General features: G+C 43.1%; 26 protein-coding genes. 18 read left to right on the top strand and 8 right to left on the bottom strand.

The window, feature by feature from the left end; genetic code table 11:
- Positions 1–11 precede the first annotated feature (11 nt).
- Both motB and motA read right to left on the bottom strand, forming a co-directional pair.
- On the bottom strand, positions 12–779 hold the full coding sequence (motB, locus tag GDZ68_RS09795) for a flagellar motor protein MotB (protein ID WP_153722118.1): 768 nt from the start codon (positions 777–779) through the stop codon (positions 12–14).
- Complete coding sequence (gene motA, locus GDZ68_RS09800; RefSeq protein ID WP_153722119.1) at positions 763–1,575, bottom strand: flagellar motor stator protein MotA; 813 nt, start codon at positions 1,573–1,575, stop codon at positions 763–765. Before motA ends, motB begins: the two co-directional genes overlap by 17 nt.
- A 186-nt stretch (positions 1,576–1,761) precedes the next feature.
- Here motA and GDZ68_RS09805 point away from each other — a divergent pair, with 186 nt between their 5' ends.
- Both GDZ68_RS09805 and GDZ68_RS09810 read left to right on the top strand, forming a co-directional pair.
- Entirely contained in the window at positions 1,762–2,994 is a 1,233-nt protein-coding gene (locus tag GDZ68_RS09805) for an aminopeptidase (RefSeq protein ID WP_153722120.1), read from the top strand.
- Between the two features lie 442 nt (positions 2,995–3,436).
- Entirely contained in the window at positions 3,437–4,012 is a 576-nt protein-coding gene (locus GDZ68_RS09810) for a beta-class carbonic anhydrase (RefSeq protein ID WP_153722121.1), read from the top strand.
- Between the two features lie 865 nt (positions 4,013–4,877).
- On the opposite strand, the gene GDZ68_RS09815 is transcribed toward GDZ68_RS09810, so the two are convergent.
- Positions 4,878–5,423, bottom strand: a complete 546-nt coding sequence (locus GDZ68_RS09815) for a GNAT family N-acetyltransferase (RefSeq protein ID WP_153722122.1) — start codon at positions 5,421–5,423, stop codon at positions 4,878–4,880.
- Between the two features lie 261 nt (positions 5,424–5,684).
- On the opposite strand from GDZ68_RS09815, the gene GDZ68_RS09820 reads away from it, so the two are divergent.
- The 3 genes from GDZ68_RS09820 (at position 5,685) to map (ending at position 8,448) form a co-directional block, all read left to right on the top strand.
- Positions 5,685–6,422 carry a tryptophan-rich sensory protein gene (locus GDZ68_RS09820; protein ID WP_153722123.1) on the top strand — a complete coding sequence of 246 codons (738 nt, stop codon included), beginning with the start codon at positions 5,685–5,687 and terminating at the stop codon, positions 6,420–6,422.
- Between the two features lie 144 nt (positions 6,423–6,566).
- Complete coding sequence (locus GDZ68_RS09825) at positions 6,567–6,908, top strand: hypothetical protein (RefSeq protein ID WP_153722124.1); 342 nt, start codon at positions 6,567–6,569, stop codon at positions 6,906–6,908.
- Positions 6,909–7,698: 790 nt separating this feature from the next.
- Positions 7,699–8,448, top strand: a complete 750-nt coding sequence (map, locus tag GDZ68_RS09830) for a type I methionyl aminopeptidase (protein WP_153722125.1) — start codon at positions 7,699–7,701, stop codon at positions 8,446–8,448.
- Between the two features lie 94 nt (positions 8,449–8,542).
- On the opposite strand, the gene GDZ68_RS09835 is transcribed toward map, so the two are convergent.
- Together GDZ68_RS09835 and GDZ68_RS09840 are read right to left on the bottom strand one after the other, a co-directional pair.
- On the bottom strand, positions 8,543–9,721 hold the full coding sequence (locus GDZ68_RS09835) for a DEAD/DEAH box helicase (RefSeq protein WP_153722126.1): 1,179 nt from the start codon (positions 9,719–9,721) through the stop codon (positions 8,543–8,545).
- 38 nt (positions 9,722–9,759) lie between these two features.
- A complete protein-coding gene (locus GDZ68_RS09840) occupies positions 9,760–10,803 on the bottom strand; it encodes a lipid II:glycine glycyltransferase FemX (protein WP_153722127.1) in 1,044 nt (347 codons plus the stop codon).
- Between the two features lie 289 nt (positions 10,804–11,092).
- On the opposite strand from GDZ68_RS09840, the gene GDZ68_RS09845 reads away from it, so the two are divergent.
- Positions 11,093–12,826 (top strand): methyl-accepting chemotaxis protein, encoded by a 1,734-nt coding sequence (locus tag GDZ68_RS09845; protein WP_228551072.1) that lies wholly within the window; start codon positions 11,093–11,095, stop codon positions 12,824–12,826.
- A gap of 45 nt (positions 12,827–12,871) precedes the next feature.
- Here GDZ68_RS09845 and GDZ68_RS09850 read toward each other — a convergent pair whose 3' ends face one another.
- Together GDZ68_RS09850 and GDZ68_RS09855 are read right to left on the bottom strand one after the other, a co-directional pair.
- A complete protein-coding gene (locus tag GDZ68_RS09850) occupies positions 12,872–14,086 on the bottom strand; it encodes a carboxylate--amine ligase (RefSeq protein ID WP_153722129.1) in 1,215 nt (404 codons plus the stop codon).
- 167 nt (positions 14,087–14,253) lie between these two features.
- A complete protein-coding gene (locus GDZ68_RS09855) occupies positions 14,254–14,721 on the bottom strand; it encodes a low molecular weight protein-tyrosine-phosphatase (protein ID WP_153722130.1) in 468 nt (155 codons plus the stop codon).
- A gap of 211 nt (positions 14,722–14,932) precedes the next feature.
- On the opposite strand from GDZ68_RS09855, the gene GDZ68_RS09860 reads away from it, so the two are divergent.
- From GDZ68_RS09860 to GDZ68_RS09875, 4 genes are all read left to right on the top strand, one after another.
- Positions 14,933–15,307 (top strand): SLAP domain-containing protein, encoded by a 375-nt coding sequence (locus GDZ68_RS09860; RefSeq protein ID WP_153722131.1) that lies wholly within the window; start codon positions 14,933–14,935, stop codon positions 15,305–15,307.
- A gap of 130 nt (positions 15,308–15,437) precedes the next feature.
- Positions 15,438–15,848 carry a carboxymuconolactone decarboxylase family protein gene (locus GDZ68_RS09865; RefSeq protein ID WP_153722132.1) on the top strand — a complete coding sequence of 137 codons (411 nt, stop codon included), beginning with the start codon at positions 15,438–15,440 and terminating at the stop codon, positions 15,846–15,848.
- Between the two features lie 349 nt (positions 15,849–16,197).
- Complete coding sequence (locus tag GDZ68_RS09870; protein ID WP_153722133.1) at positions 16,198–17,034, top strand: malate synthase; 837 nt, start codon at positions 16,198–16,200, stop codon at positions 17,032–17,034.
- Between the two features lie 134 nt (positions 17,035–17,168).
- A complete protein-coding gene (locus GDZ68_RS09875) occupies positions 17,169–17,519 on the top strand; it encodes a thioredoxin domain-containing protein (RefSeq protein ID WP_153722134.1) in 351 nt (116 codons plus the stop codon).
- 695 nt (positions 17,520–18,214) lie between these two features.
- Here GDZ68_RS09875 and GDZ68_RS09880 read toward each other — a convergent pair.
- Positions 18,215–18,931 carry a YebC/PmpR family DNA-binding transcriptional regulator gene (locus GDZ68_RS09880; protein WP_153722135.1) on the bottom strand — a complete coding sequence of 239 codons (717 nt, stop codon included), beginning with the start codon at positions 18,929–18,931 and terminating at the stop codon, positions 18,215–18,217.
- A 197-nt stretch (positions 18,932–19,128) separates the two neighbouring features.
- Between GDZ68_RS09880 and GDZ68_RS09885 the strand changes: the two genes are divergently transcribed.
- The 8 genes from GDZ68_RS09885 to GDZ68_RS09920 all read left to right on the top strand — a co-directional run bounded on the left by GDZ68_RS09885 (position 19,129) and on the right by GDZ68_RS09920 (position 24,859).
- The gene (locus tag GDZ68_RS09885) at positions 19,129–19,839 is read left to right on the top strand and encodes a phosphoadenylyl-sulfate reductase (protein WP_153722136.1); all 711 of its coding nucleotides are present in this window, start codon (positions 19,129–19,131) and stop codon (positions 19,837–19,839) included.
- Positions 19,840–19,905: 66 nt separating this feature from the next.
- The gene (sat, locus tag GDZ68_RS09890; RefSeq protein WP_153722137.1) at positions 19,906–21,048 is read left to right on the top strand and encodes a sulfate adenylyltransferase; all 1,143 of its coding nucleotides are present in this window, start codon (positions 19,906–19,908) and stop codon (positions 21,046–21,048) included.
- 11 nt (positions 21,049–21,059) lie between these two features.
- The gene (gene cysC, locus GDZ68_RS09895; RefSeq protein ID WP_153722138.1) at positions 21,060–21,656 is read left to right on the top strand and encodes an adenylyl-sulfate kinase; all 597 of its coding nucleotides are present in this window, start codon (positions 21,060–21,062) and stop codon (positions 21,654–21,656) included.
- Between the two features lie 12 nt (positions 21,657–21,668).
- Positions 21,669–22,445, top strand: a complete 777-nt coding sequence (cobA, locus tag GDZ68_RS09900) for a uroporphyrinogen-III C-methyltransferase (protein WP_153722139.1) — start codon at positions 21,669–21,671, stop codon at positions 22,443–22,445.
- Positions 22,442–23,203 carry a sirohydrochlorin chelatase gene (locus GDZ68_RS09905; protein WP_153722140.1) on the top strand — a complete coding sequence of 254 codons (762 nt, stop codon included), beginning with the start codon at positions 22,442–22,444 and terminating at the stop codon, positions 23,201–23,203. Before cobA ends, GDZ68_RS09905 begins: the two co-directional genes overlap by 4 nt.
- On the top strand, positions 23,181–23,825 hold the full coding sequence (locus tag GDZ68_RS09910; protein WP_228551073.1) for an NAD(P)-dependent oxidoreductase: 645 nt from the start codon (positions 23,181–23,183) through the stop codon (positions 23,823–23,825). The genes GDZ68_RS09905 and GDZ68_RS09910 overlap by 23 nt, the downstream gene beginning before the upstream one ends.
- A gap of 259 nt (positions 23,826–24,084) precedes the next feature.
- Positions 24,085–24,522, top strand: a complete 438-nt coding sequence (locus GDZ68_RS09915; protein ID WP_153722141.1) for a VOC family protein — start codon at positions 24,085–24,087, stop codon at positions 24,520–24,522.
- Positions 24,523–24,628: 106 nt separating this feature from the next.
- The gene (locus GDZ68_RS09920; protein ID WP_153722142.1) at positions 24,629–24,859 is read left to right on the top strand and encodes a hypothetical protein; all 231 of its coding nucleotides are present in this window, start codon (positions 24,629–24,631) and stop codon (positions 24,857–24,859) included.
- The last annotated feature ends 40 nt before the right edge of the window (positions 24,860–24,899 follow it).

The following is a 24,899-nucleotide window of genomic DNA, read 5'->3' on the forward strand; positions in this document are numbered from 1 at the left end:
GGAGTCTTTTTTTATTGAGGTTCAATACTCGTACCGTCTTCCATAACGAGCGGTTGAATAAGCACTTCAACTCTCCGGTTTTTACTGCGGTTTTCTACTGTATCGTTCGGTACAATCGGCTTAAACTCGCCATATCCTTTTGCGCTGAAAAGGTTGGGATCCACCTCATTGCTTTGAACGATGATTTCCAGGAAATTCACTGCACGCATGACACTTAGTTTCCAGTTTGAAGAGTATTCTGCATTATGAATCGGAATATCGTCCGTATGCCCGGTAATAATAACCTGGCGCGGTCTGTCCAATGTCAGCAGCTGTGATATGTCATGAGCAAGACTTTTATACTCAGGACTAATCCCCGCTTCGCCTGATTTAAACAGTACACTGTCACGGATTGTCAGCAACAGACCTTCGCTCGTAAGCTCGGTATCAAATTGATTTTCCAGCTCATTCACTGCGATATATTCTTCTAAATCGGCCTGCATTTCACCAAGTGACTGCTGATCTTCAAGATAGGAGGAGTTTTCATTCAGCTCCCCTACGGAGTCTTCAGGTACCGGGACATTTGTCGGGGCGGATTCGCTCATGATTCCGCTTCCGCTTTCGAATATCTCACTAAACACTGCCGACATCTGCTGAAATCGTCCTTCATCCACAGAACTGCTGGCGAAAAGAACGATGAACAGCGCGAGCAGCAATGTTAACAAGTCAGCATATGGCAGCAGCCAGGATTCGTTGATATGTTCAATCTCATGCTTCTTTTTCTTACGTTTCTTCGACAACCTGACCAGCCCCCTTGCCATCGCCATCAGTAGCAAGCTTCTTACGGTCTTCCACCGATAAGTAAGATGCAAGCTTCTGCTCAATTACACGCGGTGCTTCCCCTTCCAGAACAGAAAGAATTCCTTCGATGACCATTGTCTTCTGGCGTACTTCTTCTTTAGATTTACGGACCAGTTTATTGGAGAATGGGTGCCAGAGTACATACCCTGTAAAAATCCCCAATAAAGTTGCAACGAACGCGGCAGATATCGCATAGCCGAGCGCGTCGATGTTATTCATATCACTTAATGCGGCAATCAGTCCGACAACCGCCCCCAGAACTCCGAGCGTCGGCGCATATGTACCTGCCTGCGAAAAGATCAATGCTCCGACTGAATGACGTTCCTGCATCGCTTCCACTTCTTCACTCAGAACATCACGAATATAATCTGCATTTTGACCGTCAATCGCAAGACCCAGACCACTTTTTAAAAACGGGTCTTCTATTTCATCAGTTTTCGCTTCTAATGCTAATAGACCTTCACGGCGTGCTACATCTGCCCATGAAGAGAATAACCGGATTAAATCTGCATCCGAAGTCAGTTTTTGCTGTGTGAAAATAATCTTGAAAAGTTTAGGCACACGCTTCAGTTCATTCATTGGAAAGGCAATAACTACTGCCGCTACCGTACCGCCGATGATTATCAGAATAGCTGCCGGGTTTAAAAGCGCATCCGGTGTCACACCTTTAAGTGTCATCCCGACGAGAAGCGCCACTAAGCCCACTACTAACCCTACTACTGTGGATAAATCCATTATAAAAGCCTCCAAGTACTGCATTCTTCTTATTATTTCGGTCATTTGCTGTAGTTCTTTAGTAGAAATGTATGACAAAAAGTGATAATTTTATGGCGTTTTGAAAGCCTGCTGTTGCTTTATGATTGCGAAGTCCAATCCGCCCTTGATATTATTGACTTATAGAAGTGAAAAGGAGATGTCATAATGGAGCAATTTGATACACAGCTTTCCAACTACGCTGAACTGGCCGTTAAAGTAGGCGTCAACATTCAGCAGGATCAATATTTATTTATAAGTGCTTCCACTGATACAACACAGCTTGTACGGTTAATCGTCAAAGAAGCTTACGAAGCAGGTGCACGTCAAGTGTTTGTCGACTGGGCTGATGATGTCGTCACGCGTCTTCGCTATGAAAAAGCTCCTGCAGATTCATTCGCGGAATTCCCTTCATGGAAGAAGATGGAACGTGAAGAGCTTGCCAAAAAAGGCGCTGCTTTTATGTCTATCGTCTCGCAGGACCCTGATTTGTTAAATGGCATTGAATCCAGCCGGATCCGTGATAATCAAAAAGCATCCAGTACAGCACTCAGTAAATTCAGACAGGCAATGCAGGCCGATAAATTCAGCTGGACAGTCATTGCCGCCGCATCACCGGCATGGGCTGCTAAAGTGTTCTCCGAAAAGCCGGCAGAAGAACAAGTTCCTGCTCTCTGGGAAGCCATCCTGCGGGCTGTAAGGGCAGATTTGCCGAACCCTGTTGATGCATGGCTGAAACATGATGAAAACCTTCATAAAAAGGTAGATTATTTGAATGGTAAACATTATCACAAACTCCATTATACAGCTCCAGGTACAGATTTAACAATAGAATTACCGGAAAAGCATCTATGGTGCGGAGCTGGCAGCATCAATCAGGCGGGGCATGAATTTATGGCAAATATGCCGACAGAAGAAGTGTTTACAGCTCCATTGAAAAATGGTGTGAACGGGTATGTTTCAAGTACAAAGCCGCTGAGCTATGCAGGCACAATCATCGATAAATTTACTATCACTTTTAAAGACGGCGCGATAACAGATATTTCTGCTGAACATGGCGAGGAAATGCTGAAGCAGTTGATTGATACAGATGAAGGCGCTAAGTTTTTAGGTGAAGTGGCATTAGTGCCGCATGATTCTCCCATCTCAAACTCCAATATTTTATTTTATAATACGCTGTTCGATGAAAATGCTTCTAACCATTTAGCGATCGGCAGTGCATATGCCTTCAATTTGGACGGCGGAAAAGAGATGGATTCTGAGCAGCTTCAGAAAAACGGTTTGAACCAAAGTCTTACACATGTGGACTTCATGATTGGTTCAGAACACATGGATATTGATGGGATTTTGGCTGACGGCAGCATTGAACCCTTATTCCGAATGGGAAATTGGGCTTTCTAAAATCCGTCACATTTTATTCAAACTTTAGCTCAGCCTCTTAAAATCACGCCTGATTTCGTGTATAATAGGTAACAGAACATATCATAATTGAAATGAGGGACTCACAGATGGCTTTAATGTTCACTACAGTTATCGGTTACACAGTAGTACTTGGACTTGCGTCATGGTTTACCATGCATTTCTTAGCAAGTGCACTGGATTCATCTGACTCAGTAATCATTGATCCAAAACCTGAAGCAAGAAACTAATTTGCTTGATTCCGTCCCTGACGGATACAGTTTTACAGGAAAGAGTTGCCTACCTGGCGACTCTTTTCTTTTATAAATTTTTAAAATCATTGTCAGTAGACAGAACATTTCGATGCTTCTTGCTGGAATACAGGACAGTAGCGGGTGTACTATTATATAGTATAAAAAAGATGAAGCTCCGGGAGGTTATTGAAATGACATCGTTATCTGAAATTATGAATTACAATCAAGCATTCGTGGAAGAGAAGAAATACGAAGAATTCGTCACTACCAAGTTTCCAAATAAGCGGATTGTCATCCTGACTTGCATGGACACCAGACTGATTGAACTTCTTCCTAAAGCTATGAACCTGAAAAATGGCGATGCTAAAATCATTAAGAGTGCCGGCGCTATTATTACGCATCCCTTCGGCGGCCTGATGCGAAGTGTTCTTGTAGCAGTTTACGAACTGCAGGCAGATGAAGTGTATGTAGTCGGTCACCATGACTGCGGTATGAGCTCGATCGATACAGACCGTATTGTCGGCAGTATGGTCGACCGCGGCATTGACCCTGGTATGTTCAAGACACTTGAATATTCAGGCATCGATATGGAAGCGTGGCTGCATGGTTTCAGCGATGTCACAGAGAGCGTGAAGAAGAGTGTAGACGCCATCAAGAATCATCCATTGATACCAGCAGACGTCAACGTCCACGGTCTTGTCATCGATCCTGAAAATGGCAGGCTGGATGTTATTGAAAATGGTTATGAGGCAGCTGAAAGAGTATAATTGCTGTCAACGGGCTGCCCAAAAGTCAGGTGTATGACTTCTGGACAGCCCTTTTTTATTAGTAATTTACACTTCAATTGTCTTTTCAGAGTCTACATCAAAATTCGTTCTTGACAACTTGTCATGCATGTATTGCGAAGATCATGCTGCAGTTTAACTCGCTTCGGCGCTGGGGGATTGCCTTACGCTATGAGCCAGCTGGCAAAGAACATGCCAGTTGGCTCATAGCCACGGCCAACCACGCAGTTGCGCCTTCGTTGGTATGGAGAATGTATGACATATTGTATTTTTGCAGAGTAGCGTGTGAGTTGATGTGTTTTCTTTGCCCAACTTTACAAACGCATTGTTCACGAAAACTTAAGCTTTTGCAGAATGATAAGTATTGCATGAAACGCTATACCTTTCGTAATAAACTCAAATAGCATGCTCATGACTGCCATTCACGTAAAAACTCCTGAAAAATTAGCCAGTGTACCGGAGTGGAAGGCGGCGACTCCGGGAGGATCAGCCCGATAGGATGAGACAACTAAAGGGAGCGAAGCGACCAGTTGGCTCACCGAGGGCCCTCCGGAACGCGTCCGCCTGGAACGCAGGGGAACGGTCTCTTCCCCTTTACCTTATATTGCACAATCACAGTCAAATCACAAACTGCTCATGAAATAAACTGTCAAGCACATGTTTTGGTGAAGAGCCTGTTTTCATATAGTAATTCTTATTTAATCTAACATATTTTTATCTCTTATAAACTTAATCAGCAGACAGGATGTTTCACCTCTCCTAAATATGTCAAAAAACCGGCTTCTTCTTATTCGAAGAGCCGGTTTTTAATTTTTGCTGTCCATTTCCGCCACGCGGTCTTGCCCTTTCAATAATCCTCTTCCAAAATAGCGTACATATAATGATCTTCCCATACACCGTTTATAAACAACAGCTGCCTCAATAGGCCTTCCCTTTGAAAACCTGCTTTTTCCAGCACTTTTACGGAACCGCCGTTGCGGGGAGACACGTAGGCTTCTACACGGTGCAAATTGGCTTTTTCAAAAGCAAAATCATTTACCAGTCTCACCGCTTCGGTTCCGATTCCCCTGCCTGTCTGGTTTTGATCGATGGAATAGCCGACAAATCCGCTGGAAAAAGGCAGACGCTTAATACTGTACAGTGAAATCTGTCCGATAATCATGCTCGATCTAGAGTCAAAAATCCCAAAATTGTATTCTCTCCGGTCACGCATCTGATAAAGTGATTCGCGGATTTTATCTCTCTGCATGGCTACTGTGTAATACGTGTTGTCATGCCGAGGTTCAAATTCCGTCCAATAGTCTTTATTTGCAATGAGCAGCTGGGTGAACTGATAGGCATCATCTTCTGTCAGCACCCGCAGGTAGCATTGCTCCCCTTCCAGTAAAATCATATTCTCCTCATCCTTTTCGAAGCATTCTGTTCTAACCGTATATTTCATTCAGGTTATGAATGAAATGGAGAATCCATGCTGTTTACCTGAATTTGTTAGTATTCATTATAGTATTTTTTTCGTCTATAAGACAATTATATCAAAAAGAGCAAGATTACAGTCAATAGAATGTCATACTTTATTATTTGTAAAGGAAAATTCATACTTTCCTCATTTATTATCCGTTATTCTCTGTATACTGTTGTTCAGGAGGATTTTATCATGCTAAGAATACTATTTATGGTACTTTCGCTGCTCATCATGATTTGCACACATATATCTGCCAATTTGATTCCGTTGAATGGGCTGACCACTTGGGAAATCGCCAATAGAGTGCCTGTTTTATTCATGCCGGCAGAATATGTCTTTTCCATTTGGATCGTGCTTGATTTATTAATGGTGAGTTGGTTATATTTATTTATTAAAACTTCAGCTGGCCTGTCTTCATCGATTGTCAATCTGCGGTCAATCTGTTTTTGTCTCAGCTGCTTTTTAAATATCGCATGGCTGTTATTATGGCACTACGGCTTTTACTACTGGGCGATCGTCAGCGTGTTCGCTTTACTGATCTGCTTATTGGTTTTCTATTTCAGTTATCCGAAAATGGAGTACTTAAGTCGGGAGCGCTTGCCGATCTCCGCCTATATGGGCTGGATTTTCATCGCGGTCATTGCGAATACGTACTATGCTTTCAAATTCCACGATTGGACAGGATGGGGTCTTAGTGATCCGTTATGGACTGTCATCTTCTTGAGCCTGACTACGGCTATTGCTTTACACTTTATGTATCATTACCGGGATTCGATTTTCAATCTGATTATCATTTGGTCTTTCATCGGTATTGCGATAAAAAACGGTACGGATGAATTGTTCGTCTCTACGGCAGCTTTATTCCTTTCTGCTGTTATTGCTTTTATTTTAATCATGGGAAAACGCTTTTCAAAATCACAAAGCTTTTAAGAAGACTGTCTGGAGGTCAGTAAAATGACTTTTCACAGACAGTCTTTTTTTAGAATGATGATTCAAGTGATGTTTTAAGCAAATCAGGGTATAGGTTACTGTATGAACCATCATGCTATAGAGGACTGTATGGGAGGCTGCACTATGACAAATTCAAGATTACTTTCTTCTCTATGCTATTTCAGTATTTTTTTCGCACCGCTTCTTCTGCCTGCCATTATTTATTTTGTGACAGATGAGTTTGAAGTCAAACGGCACGCAAAGAAATCCATTATTTCGCATATCATCCCAATGGCACTATTAATCGCAGGATTCATTGTTATGTCATTTTCTATTTTCTCTTTTAATCCGCAAGTTGTCGCACCGACTGATGGAAACTTTATATTTTGGAGTATGACTCCCCTGATTTTCATTATTTTATACAGCCTTTTATTTCTGGTCGTGTTAATTTGGAATGTCTATCAAGGAATTAAGGTGTTGAAATAGTCACTCTTTACCAAACTGTGTGCTTGAAGGATAGTGAGGGATACCGTTTCCCTACGTTCCAGACGGACGCGTTCTGGAGGGCCCGCGGTGAGCCAACTTGGTCGCTTCGCTCCCGCAAGTTGTCTCACCTGTCGGGCTGATCCTCCCAGAGTCGCCGCCTTCCACTCCGGTACACTGGCTGGTTTTTCAAAACTTTTTATATGAATGGCATTCATGAGCATGCTATTTGAGTTTATTACGTAAGGTGTGACATTTCATGCAATACTTAGCATTCTGCAAAAGCCTAGGTTCTTATAATTAAGGGCGTTTACAAAGTCAAGCAACGAAACCATACCAACTAAATCCACACTCTGCAAAAAAGCAGCATGTCATACATTCCCCACGCCAGCGCAAGCGCAACTGCGGGGTAGGCCGTTGCAAAGCGAACAGCGAAGGGTTCGCTTTGCCGTACTTTTGCGCTCTTTGTAAAAGTTAAGGCAATGAGGCACGTTCTTTGCCAGCTGGCTCATGGCGTAAGGCAATCCCCCAGCGCTGAAGCGGATTTAAACTGCAACTCACACTTCATTCAAAATTCCTGTAAAGTTGAGCAACGAAACTTGCACATACTAAATCTACACACTGCCAAACTGCAGTAGGATTTTCTAAATACGCACGTGACAGATTGTCAAATACAGATTTGGGCGCAGACCCGAAATAGTCCCCTTTTTTCGGGCAAAACATTAAAAGTTCATAGGGAGAGTATGATATAGTATGAATTGAATAATTTGTACGGAAGAAAGGACTTGTGAATATGATTATAAAAAATGATGAGCAATTAGATGGGTTACGGAAGATCGGACGAATCGTTGCGGAAATTCGTGAAGCGTTAAGAGAAGCTGCAGCACCGGGCGTCACGACGAAAGAACTTGATGAAATTGCCGGGCGCTTATTTTCAGAAAAAGGGGCAGTTTCCGCTCCAATCGATCAATATGATTTCCCAGGCTATACATGCATCAGTGTCAATCATCAAGTTGCGCACGGCATCCCGGGCAGTTATGTCATTCAAGACGGAGACCTGGTCAATGTGGATGTATCCGGTTCTTGTGGAGGCTATTTTGCCGACACCGGTATTTCATTTGTAGTTGGCACTCCTGATGAAAATAAACAAAAGCTTTGTGATGTTGCGAAATCTTCATTGGACCGCGCGCTGGCAAAAGTAAAGGCCGGCTCCAGTCTGAATCAGATCGGTAAAGCAGTGGAACGGGAAGCGAAAGACCATGATCTTCATGTCATAAAAAACCTGACCGGCCACGGAATCGGCACGTCCCTGCACGAAGAGCCTCAACATATTCTGAACTATTATGATCCATGGGATAAAGCATTATTAAAAGAAGGAATGGTGCTTGCTGTAGAGCCGTTTATTTCACAGAAAGCGGAACAGGTTATTGAGCTGGATGACGGCTGGACGTTTGTTACGCCGGATAAATCTTTAGTCGCACAGATTGAGCATACGGTAGTCGTGACGAAGGGTGAACCAATTATCCTTACTTCTATTGACTAAAATTAATGAAGAGCGTTTGCGAATACACGCAAATGCTCTTTTTGGTTCAATAAAAAAAGAAGCGAGCACAAATCACTTGCGCTGCTCCCTATGATTATTTCTTTTTCTTTTTCGGCTTTGAAGACTTTGGAGCAGATTTACGCATATCATCAACCGTTTTTGCATTTCCTTCAATCAACTCGCCGCTGTACCATACTTTTTGTACAGTTTTAATGCCTTTTGTAACTTTGCGGTAGTCCCGCTCTTCATTATAAGACAGCAGCGTCAGTACTTCCCCGTCTGCTCCTGCACGTCCTGTGCGTCCTGAACGGTGCAGATACTGCTCCACCGTATGCGGAACATCAACATGGATTACATGAGTGAGTCCTTCAATATCCAGTCCGCGCGCTGCTAAATCCGTAGCGATGAGGACACGAATATTTCCCTTTCGGAAGTCTTCCAGCGTTTTCTGACGATCGAATTTCTTCATGTCAGAATAAAGAACTGCGACCGGCGCCTCGTTATACAGCAATTTCAGTTCTTTCATCCGCAACTGATCTACATTATTCATGAACGCCAGGGCACGTACGCCTGATAATGAAGATACCCCGCGCAGCGTATCAGTTTTCTTGCGGTCATCAACTTTAACATACGAATGGACAACATGACCGCTGTCCGGGATTTCATCCGCATTCACTTGCAAACGGATTGGCTGCTGCATCATGTTCTTGGCCACCAGTTCGATTTCCTCTGTGATGGTAGCCGACACAACCGCCAGCTGACGTTCGGGATTAGCCGCTTCAATCAAATCCTTGACCAACACTCTGTACTCGCGTGACAACAGTTGGTCGCCTTCATCGATTACAACGTATTTGACGTCATACATTTTCAGCTTTCTCTCTTTAACGAGTTCGTTCAGTCTTCCCGGCGTACCGACAACAATTGTCGGCTTTTTCTTCAACTTTTCGATCTGGCGCTGCATATTGGCGCCGCCGATCAGCTGTGTGACGGTTACAGATGTACCTTCTACCAAATCACGAATGACGTTGACGATTTGCATCGACAGCTCCTGAGAAGGTGTGATGATTAATGCCTGTGTCTTCGGTACATCTCCATTGACCATCTGAATCAACGGCAATACGTAGGCTAATGTTTTACCTGTCCCCGTTGGAGATTCTGCTACGATATCTTTGCCCGCAAGCATTTCCGGAATCATCAATGATTGGATCGGCATAGACTGTTTAAACTTCCATTTTGTGCGCAAAGATTCATTCAGCTCATCTAAAAAAGTCATTCGGTTCACTCTTTTCTTCAGTTGAGGAATTCAACCGTTTATTTTTTTTGAAATTTCTTTTTCATCTTTTGAATTTTCGGCACGACTTTCACAAACATATTATATATAAAAGGCTTGTAAACTTTATCAATCTCGCCAATAAATTCAGTTACGCCGTCTTTTTGACAAAAACTGTTTTTGAAATTATATAATCCATCTTGTTCACTGTCGAGAACGAATACACCTCCGAGGTCATACTGCTCTGCCCCGATTTCCAATCCCCACAGCATCATTTCATAATTCATTAGATAGCTTGGGTTCAGATTACGTTTTGTATTCGAGCTGCCGGCATATAAATAATAAAGCTTGCCGTTATAGTTGATTGTAATCGCACCTGCCAGATAGTCCTCTTCATGCTTCGCAATATAAATCCGCAAGTCATCGAAAGCTTCGCGCATTTTCACAAAGTAGTCGTAAGAACGAATGGCAATTTGGTTGCGTACGGACATTTCCTCATAGATTTCAAAAAATCTCTTTAAATACTCATCACTTCGAGAATAAGAAACTTCCACACCTTTACGTGCCGAACTCCTAATTTTACTTCTCGTGCGCCCGCGGAATTTCAACATTAAAGAATCAGGATCTTCGCCTGTTAATTTGACAATCATATTGTAGCGCGGCTGAATCAAGTCCTCTTTGCCGGCCCCTTCATTGCGCACTATGTAACCTGCATTACGGTAAAGTTTATCGAGTTCTTCTGTATAAAGCTGTTCAGGATCCATTTTCAAAGCAAATGCCTTGTATTTCTTCGCCAGTACGTCTGCTTCTTTCAGCAATTCTTCAATCAGCGCTTTGTCATGCAAATCACAGATAGGGCCTCTTGGCGCATACAGCAAGGAATAGCCGCCGGGCACGGATTTAATGAGCAGCGACATGGCAGCAGCAATTTCTCCGTCACGTTCTACATATACCTGTTCATTTCCCCAGTCATCTTTAACATCCGCCCAGTTGGGATCTTGTGTAATGGAACGGGTTGGTGAATTTCTCACGAATGTTTCATATCGTTTAACATCTTCTGCATTAGTTTTATCTAAAATCGGCACTTCCGGAACACTCCTTACGTTACCGCAGCTCCGTAAAATCACACTTTATATGTAACTCATTAAAGTGCTGAAAGTTACAGCCACAGCTCTATTAAGTGTAGCCTACTGCATTTTTCAAGTCAAGAAACGAAGAGCCACTCTCCCATCAGGTTCTTTTGCAGTCTCAATTACTTGACAAGTTCCATATGTAAAATGCTTGAAGCTATTCCGTTATTAATCAGAATAGCCTATACTAGAGAAAGGGATAAAGGATTCACGTCTCGTTTGTAAGAAAAGGGGGATTTACATAGTGAAAGGCTCAGTACGCAATAAATTGATAGCGCTTGCAGCTTTGGTTATTTTGATTCCATTATTGGTCGTGGGGATCGTTAACTATTTTGTTGCCAAGTCAGAATTGGAACATGTCGGGGAAATGGGTCTGCAGAACGGGACTTATGCTGTTCTGGACTTAATTGACGAATTGAATGCACAAGTAGAAGCCGGGACACTCAGTTTGCAAGAGGCACAGGACCGTGCCAAAAACAAAATAATGGGGACACGCAATGAAGACGGAACACGCTCTTTGGACAACCCCGTGAAATATGGTGAAAACTTTTATTTCTATGTGGTGGATGAAGAAGGTTTATTGCTTGTCCATCCTCAAAAAGAAGGCGAGAGCTTATATGAAACGAAAACAAAAGACGGGCGTTACTTCATTCGCGAGGTGATTTCAGAAGCGAAGAACGGAGGCGGCTATGTACAGTATGATTGGCCCCTGCCTACAAACTTAAAGGTAGAAGCCCCGAAAATCACGTACAGTCTGCAAGACCCGCATTGGGGATGGGTTATCGCTGCCGGGACGTACTTAGTGGACTTTAACGCGGGTGCCAAAAATGTTCTTTGGTATACGTTGATATCCGTTGTCATTTCAATAATTGTCGGTGTTGCGCTGTTTTCAATCTTCTCCGGCAGACTGACATCGTATATTAAGAATATCCGCCTGATTACTGCTGAGATTGCAGAAGGTAAGTTGACAGGCCCTGATATACCGATCCGTTCAAGCGACGAACTCGGCCACCTGGCTGAAAACGTCAATGAAATGAAGAATAGTCTTAATGAAATGGTAGGCCATACACGAGATTCATCTGATAGCATGCGGGCTTCCTCAGAAACTCTCAGCGCGATTACAGAAGAAGCGACTGCATCGGCTGATGAAATCCATAGCGCTATTACGGAAGTTTCAACCGGAGCTGTAACGCAGGCTGAAGAAGCAGAAGTGGCAATTACAAAGGTTGACCACCTATCCTCCTTGATATCAAATACGACAGAGCAATATGGAAATGTCGTGAACGAGATGCATAGTATCAATAATCTGCAGAGCTCCGGAATGGAGAAAGCTGAAAACCTTGAAGAGAATTCTCAAAACTTCACCGTTGTCATTCACGATCTCCAAGGGAATTTCACACAGCTGATGTCCCGCATGAATGAGATTCAAACGATTGTGCAGACGATTTCATCGATTTCTGATCAGACGAATCTGTTAGCGCTGAACGCAAGTATTGAAGCTGCACGCGCAGGAGAACACGGAAAAGGCTTTGCCGTAGTAGCCAACGAAGTGCGCCAATTATCGGAAGATACAAATGAAGCAACAACGAGAGTCCGCGATTTATTGGTTCATATTCGTAAAGATACGACAACAGCTGAGAATCAAATGAAACACACATTGGATCTGTCGAGCAATCAGGCAGGAATAATATTGGAAACGAAGAGTGCTTTCGAGCAATTATCAGGTTCCATCAACAACATTACAAGCTTGCTGCACACGATGGAAAGTGATATGAACAGCATGGACGATAATCGCCGGTCTGTTGTGCAGGCCATCAATCAAATCGCCTCTGTCGCAACCCAGTCAGCAGCAGCGACTGAAGAAGTGAATGCATCTATTGATGAACAAAAAGCTGCAATCAACACGATCATGCATGCTTCCCTTAAACTTCATACGGAAGCTGAAAAGATGCACGATCTTGTGGATCGGTTCAGTTAATGCAAAAAACACATCCCCGCTGATCTTACGCGGAGATGTGTTTTTTCAGTCTGTAGAATTCTTATACTTTTTATAGTAATTAATCTGTCTCATCAGCAAGTATAATTTGCGTTTCATATGCGGATCTTTTTTGTAAAACAGCGGATTGCCGTACTTCCCTGCTTTTAGAAGCGAACGGATCTCTTTTTCAATCGGCGGGTTGTCGACGAACTTTTTCAGAACCGCTTTCGGTACGACTGTGAATAAGAAATGATCATCAAGGTATTTCAACGGTTTCTCTTTTCCGTAAACTAAATCATCCACTAAGTACTTCGCCATATTCTCCCCGCACTGTGTGATGTAGTAGCTCGAGCGTCCCTGTCTGATGTTCACTTCAAATACTTTGAACTTGCCGTCGCGCTCATCATATTTCAAATCAAAATTACCGTAGCCGACATAGCCGACTGCTTCCAGGAACTTGGCAAGTTTCGTCATAACTTCTTCATTAAATCGTGTAATGAGCGCTGTATAGTTACCAATCGCTGTCATGGCGCGTTCTTGCAGGACGACCTGCGCAAATGTAATCAGCTGCGGCTTGCCATGCTGATCCGCGTAGTAGACTGCATCCCACATATACGTATCATCTCCCGGAATGAAATCCTGGATGATCAGATCTTCTGTATAACCGCTCGCTTTCACCATTTGAATAATGCGGTTGACTTCTTCATATGTATCCACTTTATAGATTTTCTGAAGCCCTTCGAACGGGTGGCGGTAATACTGCACTCCGTCACTCGGCTTAATGATTACAGGAAACAGTACATGTTCCGTAAATGGTTCATCCGATAAACAGGAATGAAAATAGGTAGACGGTGTATCGATCCCATGAGCTGCACACAGTTCATAGAAATTCTTTTTAATGTACACTGCGTTCATGACTTCTTCGTCAATATAATTGAACAGAAAATCTTCCTTCAACTGCTCGCGCTGTTCAATGATCAGGCGCACATATAAATCGTCCGTACCTATCAAAATCAGCTTTTGACCGTCCGTTCTGTATTTCTTTGCCACTTCACGTAAAAACTCGACAAACACTTTCGGATCATGCAGGCCGCGGTTCAATTCCTGGATATCCGTGATCGTGCTGTAGCTTGTAAAAGGCAGCGGTTCTCTACCTACAATTACGGGTTTGATCTGATATTCTTCATGAAATGATATAGCCATATTGTACGCGTTAATATTCGTTCCGACGATTATCGGAATAAAAGGATGCTTACTCATAAATTCCTCCAGCAGACGTTTTTCCATTTAAGTGTAGATGTCTCGAAATCGTAAGTCAAGAAACTGTCATCTCTCACTAGCCATAAGTTTTATAGACTACATTTTGGTCATCCCAAACCCATGGGTAAACCCGTGGCGGCTTTGATCTTCATGTAAAATATGAATATTCATTTTGCGAATTCCTCTTTCTTAATAAGTTCCAACAATGACTGACAGCCTTCCAAAACCAGATCATAGGTTTCTTGGAAATCACCTGTAAAGTATGGATCAGGCAAGTCTTTTTGGTGACTCGTCAAATCTAAAAACCGAATAATTCGCTGATGATCGGCATCTTCGAATCGTTCACGGATATTTGCGATATTCTCCGCATCCATACCGATGATATAATCAAATCCTTCCGCATCCTCCTTCGTTAATTGGCGGCCTGCCATTCCTTCAGAGGATACTTTATATTCTGTCAGTTTGGATAGAGTTCCCTGATGCGGCGGTTTGCCAACATGCCAATCACTTGTACCCGCTGAGTCCACTTCGATTTGATCGGCTAATTGTTCATCAGCCGCCATTTTTCTGAAGACCCCTTCTGCCATAGGAGACCGGCAGATGTTTCCCAGACAAACAAATAAAACTCGTATCATGTCAATCTCTCCCCGATTCATATTTTTTATGCATATTAAAGTATACATCATTCCCAATGACCATTCAGCCGGCACGCGGAAGAATGTAATGAGAATGAAATCTAATTTGTGAAACTTGCCTGCTTGCAAAGCCGTCAAATCATTAGAAGAAATTACTAGGGCTAAAATATCAGCAGTAAGGGAAAAGAAACGAATAAAGGAGGTCGGGGCTATGCAGGTTATATTTGAAAAGACATGGGAAGACACTTTGTCCGAACAGCAGAAACAAGCATTTATCCAGCAATATAGCAGGAAAGATCTAATTAATGGAGGATTTACGGCAAGCCCTATCCTTCTAAAGAAAAAGCGCAACGGCGGTCTTGTGGCGACGGTATTTTTGCAAAATAATAGTTCTGTTCCGCTTTCATTACACGCAATTACCGCCCATGTAATAAATGAACTTGGAGAGACTATGGCTCATGAACATTTCTCGCTGTCTCTTGAGATCCCCCCGTATACAGCAACTCCCTGGTCGTTTGTCTTCTCGCCGGAACATATGAAGTCAGCCGCTGAACCTGCAGATACATGGAGCGTATTAGTAAATTAATTGCAAAAGTGATGCGGTAAATACTGCAGTAAATATGAACAGTATTCTGAATCGGCTGTTATTTACAAGCGCGCGTCTGTTTGTTTTGCTACAATGAAACGAGAATACACTACCAGGGAGGTATGTAAAAATGGCAGATGATCGTTATCAGGCAGGACTGGAGAAACTGAAGGAACTTACTGCATCAAGTGATGACAACCCAACCGGCGAGATGGATATTGGTGAAGGATTTAAAGATATTGCGCCCGATCTAAGCAAGTATGTTGTTGAATTTGCCTTTGGAGAAATTTATTCACGTCCGGGATTGGACAATAAACAAAAAGTACTGACTACTATTACAGCACTTGTTGCCCAAGGCAAACCGCAGATTGAGATGCATATTAAGACAGGACTCACAGTTGGATTGAAGCCTGAAGAAATTGTTGGCTGTATCATGCACCTCATCCCTTATGTCGGATTTCCGAGCGTGCTGGGTGCGTTAACAGTAGCCAAAAAAGTATTTGCTGAACGCGGTGTAACAGTTGATACTTCTGATTTGTAAAGCACTATTACCTTATTTAGCAAAAGCAGCTGCCTGAACTTAATTGGCAGCTGCTTTAATTTTGAGACAGATTTACACCCCTATTACAAATTAAAATCTTACATTGTACGATAAATAAATGATCCATGTCAACCAAAAATTTGAGAAATTTCAGATTTTATGGTATTCTTTATACATAACAGTAATTAAGCCAGCATTCGATAAGACTGCGCACTTGTTCCAGGGGGACTAAGAGCGTTTTTTTAATTTAAGAATTTGTTTGTTTCCATTTAAGTAAACGGTTCTTTAAAGGCAGGCTGTACAGAAAGTAGTAACTGTCAAAAAAATATTTACAGGAGGAGTTCATTTAGTGAATTTAATTAATGAAGAAATTACTCATAACGTGTTTGGTGAAGGAAGTATTGTGGGTCATGAGGATTCGGTCATCACTGTGGATTTTAATAAGAATCTAAAAAAGTTTGTTTATCCTGATGCTTTCGAGAATTTCATTACGTTAAATGATCGCAGTATTGCAAAGTCGTTAGAGGAATTCTTCGTGAAAAGAAAAGCTGAAGAAAAGGTACTTGAAAAGGAACGTAAAAAAGAAAAAGAATACCAGATGCTGGAGCACCAGCGCAGAGAAAAATTAAAGAACCACAAGATTCATGAAAGCTCACAAATTGTTTTCTGGATGGACGAAGAAGAGCAATCAGATATATTTACCGACTGGCAAGTATCAACCGGCAGCATTCAAAGCGGGAAAAATAAAGGACAGCCAAACAGAGTGGCCCGCTTGAGTGCAAACAGTGCAAGCATTCTAACTGTGCGGAGTTCAGATCAATTAGAAACAGAAAGGCTGATTCACGGAATCTTCATGGTAGATGATACCTTTTCCGGCAATCTTGGTGCCGACGGAATGGTCGCTTCAGATGCGGAATTTAGAATTCGGCTTACCGATCAGGAAGCAGAGCAAATGCCGTTCTGGAATTATTACGTAAATAAGAACTATCCTGAACGCGCTTCATGGAATTCTGGTAAATTCCGTTACTTCGATAATATTTGGACTGCCCAAATTCTGCAGGACATTATTTCCATAAAAAAGGATGAAGAGCAAATCAAAGAAGCAGAGCGGTTTCTGGAACACTTCTGTAAAATGAATGCGCTTGACATAGATAATATCCCCGAAGCAGACGGGATTTTAAGATAAAGAACAAAAACAATAGATACTACTGTGTATGCAGCAGAGGATTTATTGAGAACAATTAGTGATGATAAGCATAACTTTTCTGGTCATTTGCACATTACGTTATACTGAAATTTATAGAGAAAGGAGATTGAGCAATGTTTACTACTTACGAAGAAAATGTAGCTGGTTTTGATAAAATTGATTCTGAAAAAGCACAGGAACTGGTGAAAGGTGAAGGCGAAGCAGTTATCTATATCGGCAAGTCTGTCTGCCCTTTTTGTCAAACATTTGTTGGCAAACTAAAAAAAGTTGCGGAAGAAACGGATACTCATATCTACTATGTGAATAGTGTAGAAAACTCCGATATGGAAGGTATTACAGCTTTCCGTAAAGAATACAATATTCCAACAGTGCCGGGTTTCATCTATACAAATGGTGATGCGGTAAACGTTAAATGCGATTCATCCATGTCAGAAGCAGAAATCAAAGCTTACATGAATAAATGATTCACCAACAAACATGGTATCTGTACTAAATTCTATTCTTAACAGTTTGTCATGTACGTATTTGCAGAAATCGTACTGCAGTATGACACGCTGTTTTTTTTTGCATAGCGCGGGTTTAGTTAGTATAGTTCCGTTACTCGACTTTCCAGGAGGTTTGGATTAGGTATGTGTTTGCAGTTTAAATCCGCTTCGGCGCTGGGGGATTGCCTTACGCTGTGAGCCTACTGGCGAAAAACTTGCCAGCAGTCTCCCAGCAACGGCCGACCCCGCAGTTGCGCCTTCGCTGGCGTGGAGAATGTATGTCATGCTGCTTTTTTACAGGGTGTAGCTTTAGTTGGCATGGTTTTGCTGCACGACTTTGCAACGGTCACAAGGATCTGATCCCTAGGTTAATAATAAGTATTGCATGAATTTCCATAACTCTTATACCAATCTAAGACAAAAAGTTCATACTGCCACTCACGTAAAAAGTATTAAAACACCAGCCAGTGTACCGGAGTGGAAGGCGGCGACTCTGGGAGGATCAGCCCGACAGGTGAGACGACTTGCGGGAGCTTGCGACCAAGTCGGCTCACCGCGGGCCCGCAAGACACGCGTCCGCCTGGAACGCAGGGAAACGGTCTCCTTTCACCTACCATCTCAACTCCAAAATAACAAAAAGCAGCTGCCTGATTCAACTCAGGCAAGCTGCTTTTTTATGCTAAATCAACATTATGGTGGACTTGCTGCACATCTTCCAGATCCTCAATTGCATCGATCATTTTCTCAAACTGCGCCTGTGATTCTTCATCCAATGAAATTTCATTCTGCGCAAGCATTGTCAATTCAGCGACGGTAAAGTCCGTTACCCCGGCCTGACGGAATGCTTCCTGGACTTCATGGAATTGAGACGGCTCCGCATAGACGACAACCTGTCCGTCATGTTCCTCGATATCACGGACATCTACGTCCGCTTCGAGCATCAGCTCCAACACATCGTCGGCTGACTTCCCTTCAATTCCGATGACTGCAGACGGATCGAACATATAGGCAACGGATCCGCTGACCCCCATGTTTCCTCCGTTTTTACCAAATGCCGCGCGTACTTCAGATGCAGTACGGTTCACATTGTTAGTCAGCGCATCCACGATGACCATTGCCCCGTTAACTCCGAAACCTTCATAACGAAGTTCGTCGAAGTTTTCATCGCCGCCGCCTTTCGCTTTTTCGATAGCCCGGTCAATGATGGCTTTTGGGACACTGTATGTTTTAGCACGCTCTAGTACGAACTTCAGCGCTTGATTGGATTCAGGGCTTGGATCTCCAGACTTTGCTGCCACATAGATTTCGCGGCCAAACTTCGCATAGATTCTGCTTGTATTCGCATCTTTAGACGCTTTCTTTTCTTTAATATTATTCCATTTACGGCCCATTCGGTGCACACTCTTTCCTTTAGTTAGAATGGATTGCTTCTGCCTTTTAGTATACCAATAGAGAATTGACATGAAAAGTAAAAACAATTAATAATTATTATCAGATTTTTCTTATACCCGACTATTCTAATTTGTATTGACTATTTTTAATTATCTGTTAAACTTAGGGAAATCTTATAAGCGAGTGAGGGGATATAATGGTCACGTTTGAAACGTGGGATGAAACGTCTGAGCTGCCTGTTTTCCCAAAGGATACTGAAACGAAAGGTGCTTCAGAAGTTCTGAAGTGGGCATACGATCATTACGGTGACGATCTTGTCTATGCCTGCAGCTTCGGTATTGAAGGAATCGTATTGCTGGAACTGATTTCACGTGTAAGGCCGGATGCTGACATTATTTTTCTGGACACCAACTATCATTTTAAAGAAACTTATGAAACGATTGAAAAAGTGAGAAAGCGTTATCCACTCCTTCATATTCATTTGCAGCAGCCTGATTTAACGATAGAAGAGCAGTCTAAAAGATTCGGAGCGGATCTATGGAAAACGGAGCCGAATAAATGCTGTGACCTTCGCAAGATTCAGCCTTTAGAAAAGGCGCTCTCCCCTTCTGCAGCCTGGATATCAGGATTGCGAAGAGAGCAGTCCGATACGAGAAAAGCGACGGAGTATATAAATCTAGACCGGCGTTTTAAAAAAATCAAAGTATGCCCGCTCATTCATTGGACATGGAAAGATGTCTGGCGTTTTGTCCATAAACATCAGCTCGATTATAATATCCTGCACGATCAAGGTTTTCCGAGCATAGGATGTGAGAATTGTACGAAGCCGGCTTTCACGGAGGAAGACTTGCGGTCGGGACGCTGGACAGGAAGCGGTAAAACTGAATGTGGTCTGCACACGGAATAAATTTTTTCGCTTTTAAAACCAAGTAACTTGATAAGACTAATTATATTAAAAGGATAGGTGTTATACATGACAAATATTCAAGCGCACGGCGGTACATTAGTGAATTTATTTGATCCTGCTCTTTCAATTGAAGATCTGAATAAAACGGTTTCGATAGATGCGACATCAGTAAGTGATCTGGAATTGATTGCGACCGGTGCCTACAGCCCGCTGACAGGATTTTTGACCTCAACTGACTATCAATCTGTTGTCGACAATATCAGATTAGCGGACGGAACGGTCTGGAGCCTGCCGATTACACTGCCTGTAAAAGATGCTTCTTTATTTACTCTAGGTGATACCGTGCTACTGGAATATGAAGGAGATATATACGGCACGCTGACTATAGAAGATATTTTCGAACCAGATCAACAGGCAGAAGCAGTAAAAGTATATAAAACAGCTGACCGGCAGCACCCCGGAGTCGCAAAATTACTAGAACGCGGGCACATCTATCTTGGCGGGCCAATTAAACTGATTAAAAGAATTGAACAGAAAAACTTTGCAGAATTCTATTTTGATCCAGCAGAGACCCGCGAAGCGTTTAAAGCAAACGACTGGAAGAAGGTTGTCGGTTTCCAGACACGCAACCCGGTTCACCGCGCACATGAGTATATCCAGAAAACCGCGCTGGAAATCGTGGATGCCCTGCTGCTGAATCCGCTGGTCGGCGAAACGAAGTCCGATGACATTCCCGCAGACGTGCGGATGGAAAGCTATCAAGTGCTGCTGCGGGATTATTATCCGGAAGACCGCGTGAAGCTAGCCGTCTTCCCTGCTGCTATGCGCTACGCAGGACCTCGCGAAGCTATTTTCCATGCGATAGTCCGAAAAAATTACGGCTGTACACATTTCATTGTCGGCCGTGATCATGCGGGAGTCGGCGATTATTACGGCACTTATGAAGCACAGGAAATTTTCTCGAATTTTACTGCGGAGGAAATCGGCATTACGCTACTGTTCTTCGAGCACAGTTTCTACTGTAATTCATGCGGTAATATGGCCACGCCGAAAACTTGCCCGCATTCCAGTGAACATCACGTGATTCTATCGGGGACGAAAGTACGGGAAATGCTGAAAGACGGAGTACTGCCTCCGCCTGAATTCAGCCGCAAAGAAGTAGTCGATGTACTGATTAAAGGATTAAAGAAAAAAGAACTGGTGAAGTGAGGAGAGAGAAGATGACGAAAAACATTGTCTGGCATGAACAGCTGGTTACGAAAGAAGAACAGCGCAGACGGAACCGTCACCACAGTGCAGTCCTGTATTTCACAGGGCTGTCGGGATCGGGAAAATCGACAATTGCCAATGCGGCCGCACGCAAACTGCATGATCTCGGTGCGAATACGTATGTGCTGGATGGCGATAATGTGCGTCACGGCCTGAACAGTGATCTCGGTTTTTCAGACGAGGCGCGCAAAGAAAACATCCGTCGAATCGGCGAAGTCGCCAAGCTATTCATTGACAGCGGACAGCTTGTTTTCACAGCTTTCATTTCCCCTTTTCAGGAAGACCGGGACAGTGTGCGCCGTCTCGTTGAAGCGGATGAATTCGTGGAAGTCTATATCAGCTGTCCTCTTGAAGCATGCGAGGAACGGGATCCAAAAGGGCTGTATGAAAAAGCGCGTGCCGGAGTGATTCCTGAATTTACAGGCATCTCTTCCCCCTACGAAGCTCCTGTACAACCTGAATTGGTATTGGAAACAGACCGCTATACAATTGATGAATGTGTAGAGCAGCTAATCAGCTATTTGCGTAAAAATAAATGGATTGACTGAGGAGTGAAGGAAATGGGAAAGATTTGGCTGGTCGGAGCAGGTCCAGGTGACCCTGACTTACTGACCGTAAAAGCAGTGAAGACAATTGAGCTTGCTGATGTAATTTTATACGACCGATTGATTAACCAGGATATTTTGCAGTATGCAAAACCAGATGCTGAACTGATTTTTTGCGGTAAATTGCCGAAGCACCATTTCGTTCAGCAGGATACCATCAATTTTTTATTGGTCCAGCATGCGATGCAGGGCAAACAAGTCGTCAGATTAAAAGGCGGCGACCCTTTTATTTTCGGACGCGGCGGTGAAGAAGCGGCTTTTGCCGTTAAGCACCACATTCCATTTGAAGTGGTTCCGGGGATCACTTCCGGAATTGCCGCCCCCGCCTATGCAGGAATTCCTGTGACACACCGTGATTACAGCGCCTCTTTCGCCATCGTCACAGGACACCGCAAGGAAGGTGCCGAAGAAGAAGACAAATGGGAAGCTCTTGCGAAAGGAATCGATACACTTGCCGTCTATATGGGCGTCAGCAATCTCCCCTATATTGAAGAGCAGCTGATCCGCCACGGAAAAAACCCTGATACTCCGGTCGCTTTCATTCATTGGGGCACAACGGAGACGCAGCATACAGTAACGGCCACATTGCAGACAATGACGGAAACAGCGCACAGGGAGGATGTCAGAAATCCGAGCATGATCATTATCGGTGAAGTCGTCCGTCTGCGGGATGAACTGCAGTGGTTTAAGGAATCAGCTGAAGAGCGTCGATTGCACGAGGCGATTGTATGAGAGCCATCCTATATATTTGCCATGGCAGCCGCGTGAAGTCTGGACAGCAGGCTGCTTTGGCGTTCATTGAGAAAACGATGGAAACCGGCAGTGCACCAATACAGGAAGCTTGTTTCCTGGAACTTGCGGAACCATCAATTGCGCAAGGTGTTGCAAGCTGCATCGAACGCGGAGCGACAGAGATCGTTGCAGTTCCGTTTCTGTTACTGCGGGCAGGCCATGCCAATGTCGATATTCCCGGGGAGCTGCGGCAAGTGATGGATTGTTATCCGGATGTCCCTCTCTATTATGGTGATCCGATTGGTGTGGATGAGCGAATGGTCGATGTATTGATTGAACGGCTGCATGAAACGGCAGAAGTGATTCCAGAAGAGGCGCAAGTTTTATTAATCGGACGCGGTAGCAGTGATCCTGCAACGAAGCAGGATTTCGCAGTGATCAAGCGCCAGTTTCAAGAAAAAACTGGGTTGCAGCATGTCAACGTGGGTTATTTGGCAGCATGTAGTCCGCATCTTGAAGAAGAACTGGTAAGAATATTAGAAGAGCGTCCTGCTGAACTGTACATCCTGCCGTATCTGTTATTCACCGGAATTTTATTGAAAACAATCAAACGTACACTGAAGAAACTTGAGACCGCAACTGTCATTCATCTATGCGATGAATTAGGCTATGATCCCGCCATTCGCACAATTTTAAATGAACGGGCCCATGAAGCGGCAGAAAGGAAGCGTGGACTTGATATTCCCTATCATGCTTGAAAACTTGAAAGAAACAAACGTCATAGTAGTCGGAGGAGGCCAGGTTGCTTCTCATAAAGTACGTAATTTGCAGCGGTTTGGAATCTGCCCGAATGTCATCAGTCCGACTTTCCACCCTTCCCTGCTGACGCTTGCTGAAAAAGGCACAGTGAAGCTCATTCAGAAAGAAGTTGAATGGGAGGATGTGAAAGATGCATTCCTGACTTTGCTTGTGACGGACAACGAAGAAATCAATGACCGGCTGGCACTTCAGTTGAAGGAAGCCGGAAAGTTGGTTGTTCATGCTTCCAACCCTTCATTAGGCTGCGCGCAGATCCCGGCAGTCACCAGACGCGGGAAACTTGTGATCAGCGTATCGACGAGCGGTGCCAGTCCTTCATTGGCTAAGAAAATCCGAAGCGAGATTGCTGAGCAATACGATGAACGTTATGAAGAGTATGTAGATTTTTTGGCGGATGTAAGGTGTTATATCAAAAAGCACATAATGGAGCGAACAGAACGCAGAGCGTGGCTGAAAGAAGTGATCGAACCGATTTATCTGCATGATAATGAAGAACGGCAGGCATTTTTGAATGAACTGCAGCGCGCCTTTCCTTCCGAACTGAAGCAACCTAGCCGATAAGAGCAGACAGGCTCTTATCGGTTATTTATTTGATCAAAAATGTTTGCTTGCTAATATGCTCAGAAAACCTTTTGTGAATAACTAACAAAAGAACCTTTTTCAAAAGTAGAAATTTCTACTTCTTCAAGAAGATAATTATGAAAGACCACTGAAAACTAAACTATCAAAAGTAAGGGTGTTATACTTACAATAGAGCATTACCAGTTTTTATTTCGCGTAAAGTACTTACAGTAAAATGTAAATGGAAAGGATTTTGCCAATGAATAGGATTAATCTAATTACACTAGGTGTAAAAGATATTCGAGAGTCCCTAAAGTTCTATCGTAATATTGGTTTTGAGGCATCAGTAACAGGTGAAGAGGAACAACCAACCATTGTATTTTTTAATAATGAAGGGTCGAAACTCGAGTTATTTCCGCTGGAAGAATTAGCAAAGGATATTAACAGAGAAAATCCTCCTGCACTATCAAATGACGGGTTTTCAGGTTTTACGCTTGCTTATAATGCTAAAACAGAAACAGAGGTTGATGAAATTATTCAATTGGTTAAAAAAGTGGGTGCTGAAGTTGTTAAGGAACCACAAAAACTTTCGTGGGGTGGATACGGAGGCTATTTCATCGACCCCGACGGTTATTATTGGGAAATCGCTTATGGTTCTTTTTGGGAATTCGATGATTCGAATATGTTGATTATTTAATAATGAACATTCTACAACTATCTGGCTAGTTCATGGAATAAAAGACTAAAATCCGATTCAGGGAGAATCGGGGTAGAAAGTTACGCATAAGAAACGGGGTGTTAAAATGAAGTTGTTACTTTGGATAACAGTTGGTTTTATCGCAGTAGGTTTTTTGGCCCTTAATTCAATGAAAAAAAGCATGGAGGAAAGAGTTGCTATAGCAATCCAAAACAAGGACAGCATGGAAGGTAAACAGATATCAACTAAACCCGTTGTATGGTGGATATACGGAGCCGTTCTTTGGGGAATAGTAAGCATCTTTTTAATCATATGGTCTTTTTCTATTTACACGTAAAATGGATTTTGGGAACAAAATAAAGCCTCATGCCCGTAAA

It is taken from the genome of Sporosarcina cascadiensis (genome assembly GCF_009650995.1).
Lineage (GTDB): Bacteria > Bacillota > Bacilli > Bacillales_A > Planococcaceae > Sporosarcina > Sporosarcina cascadiensis.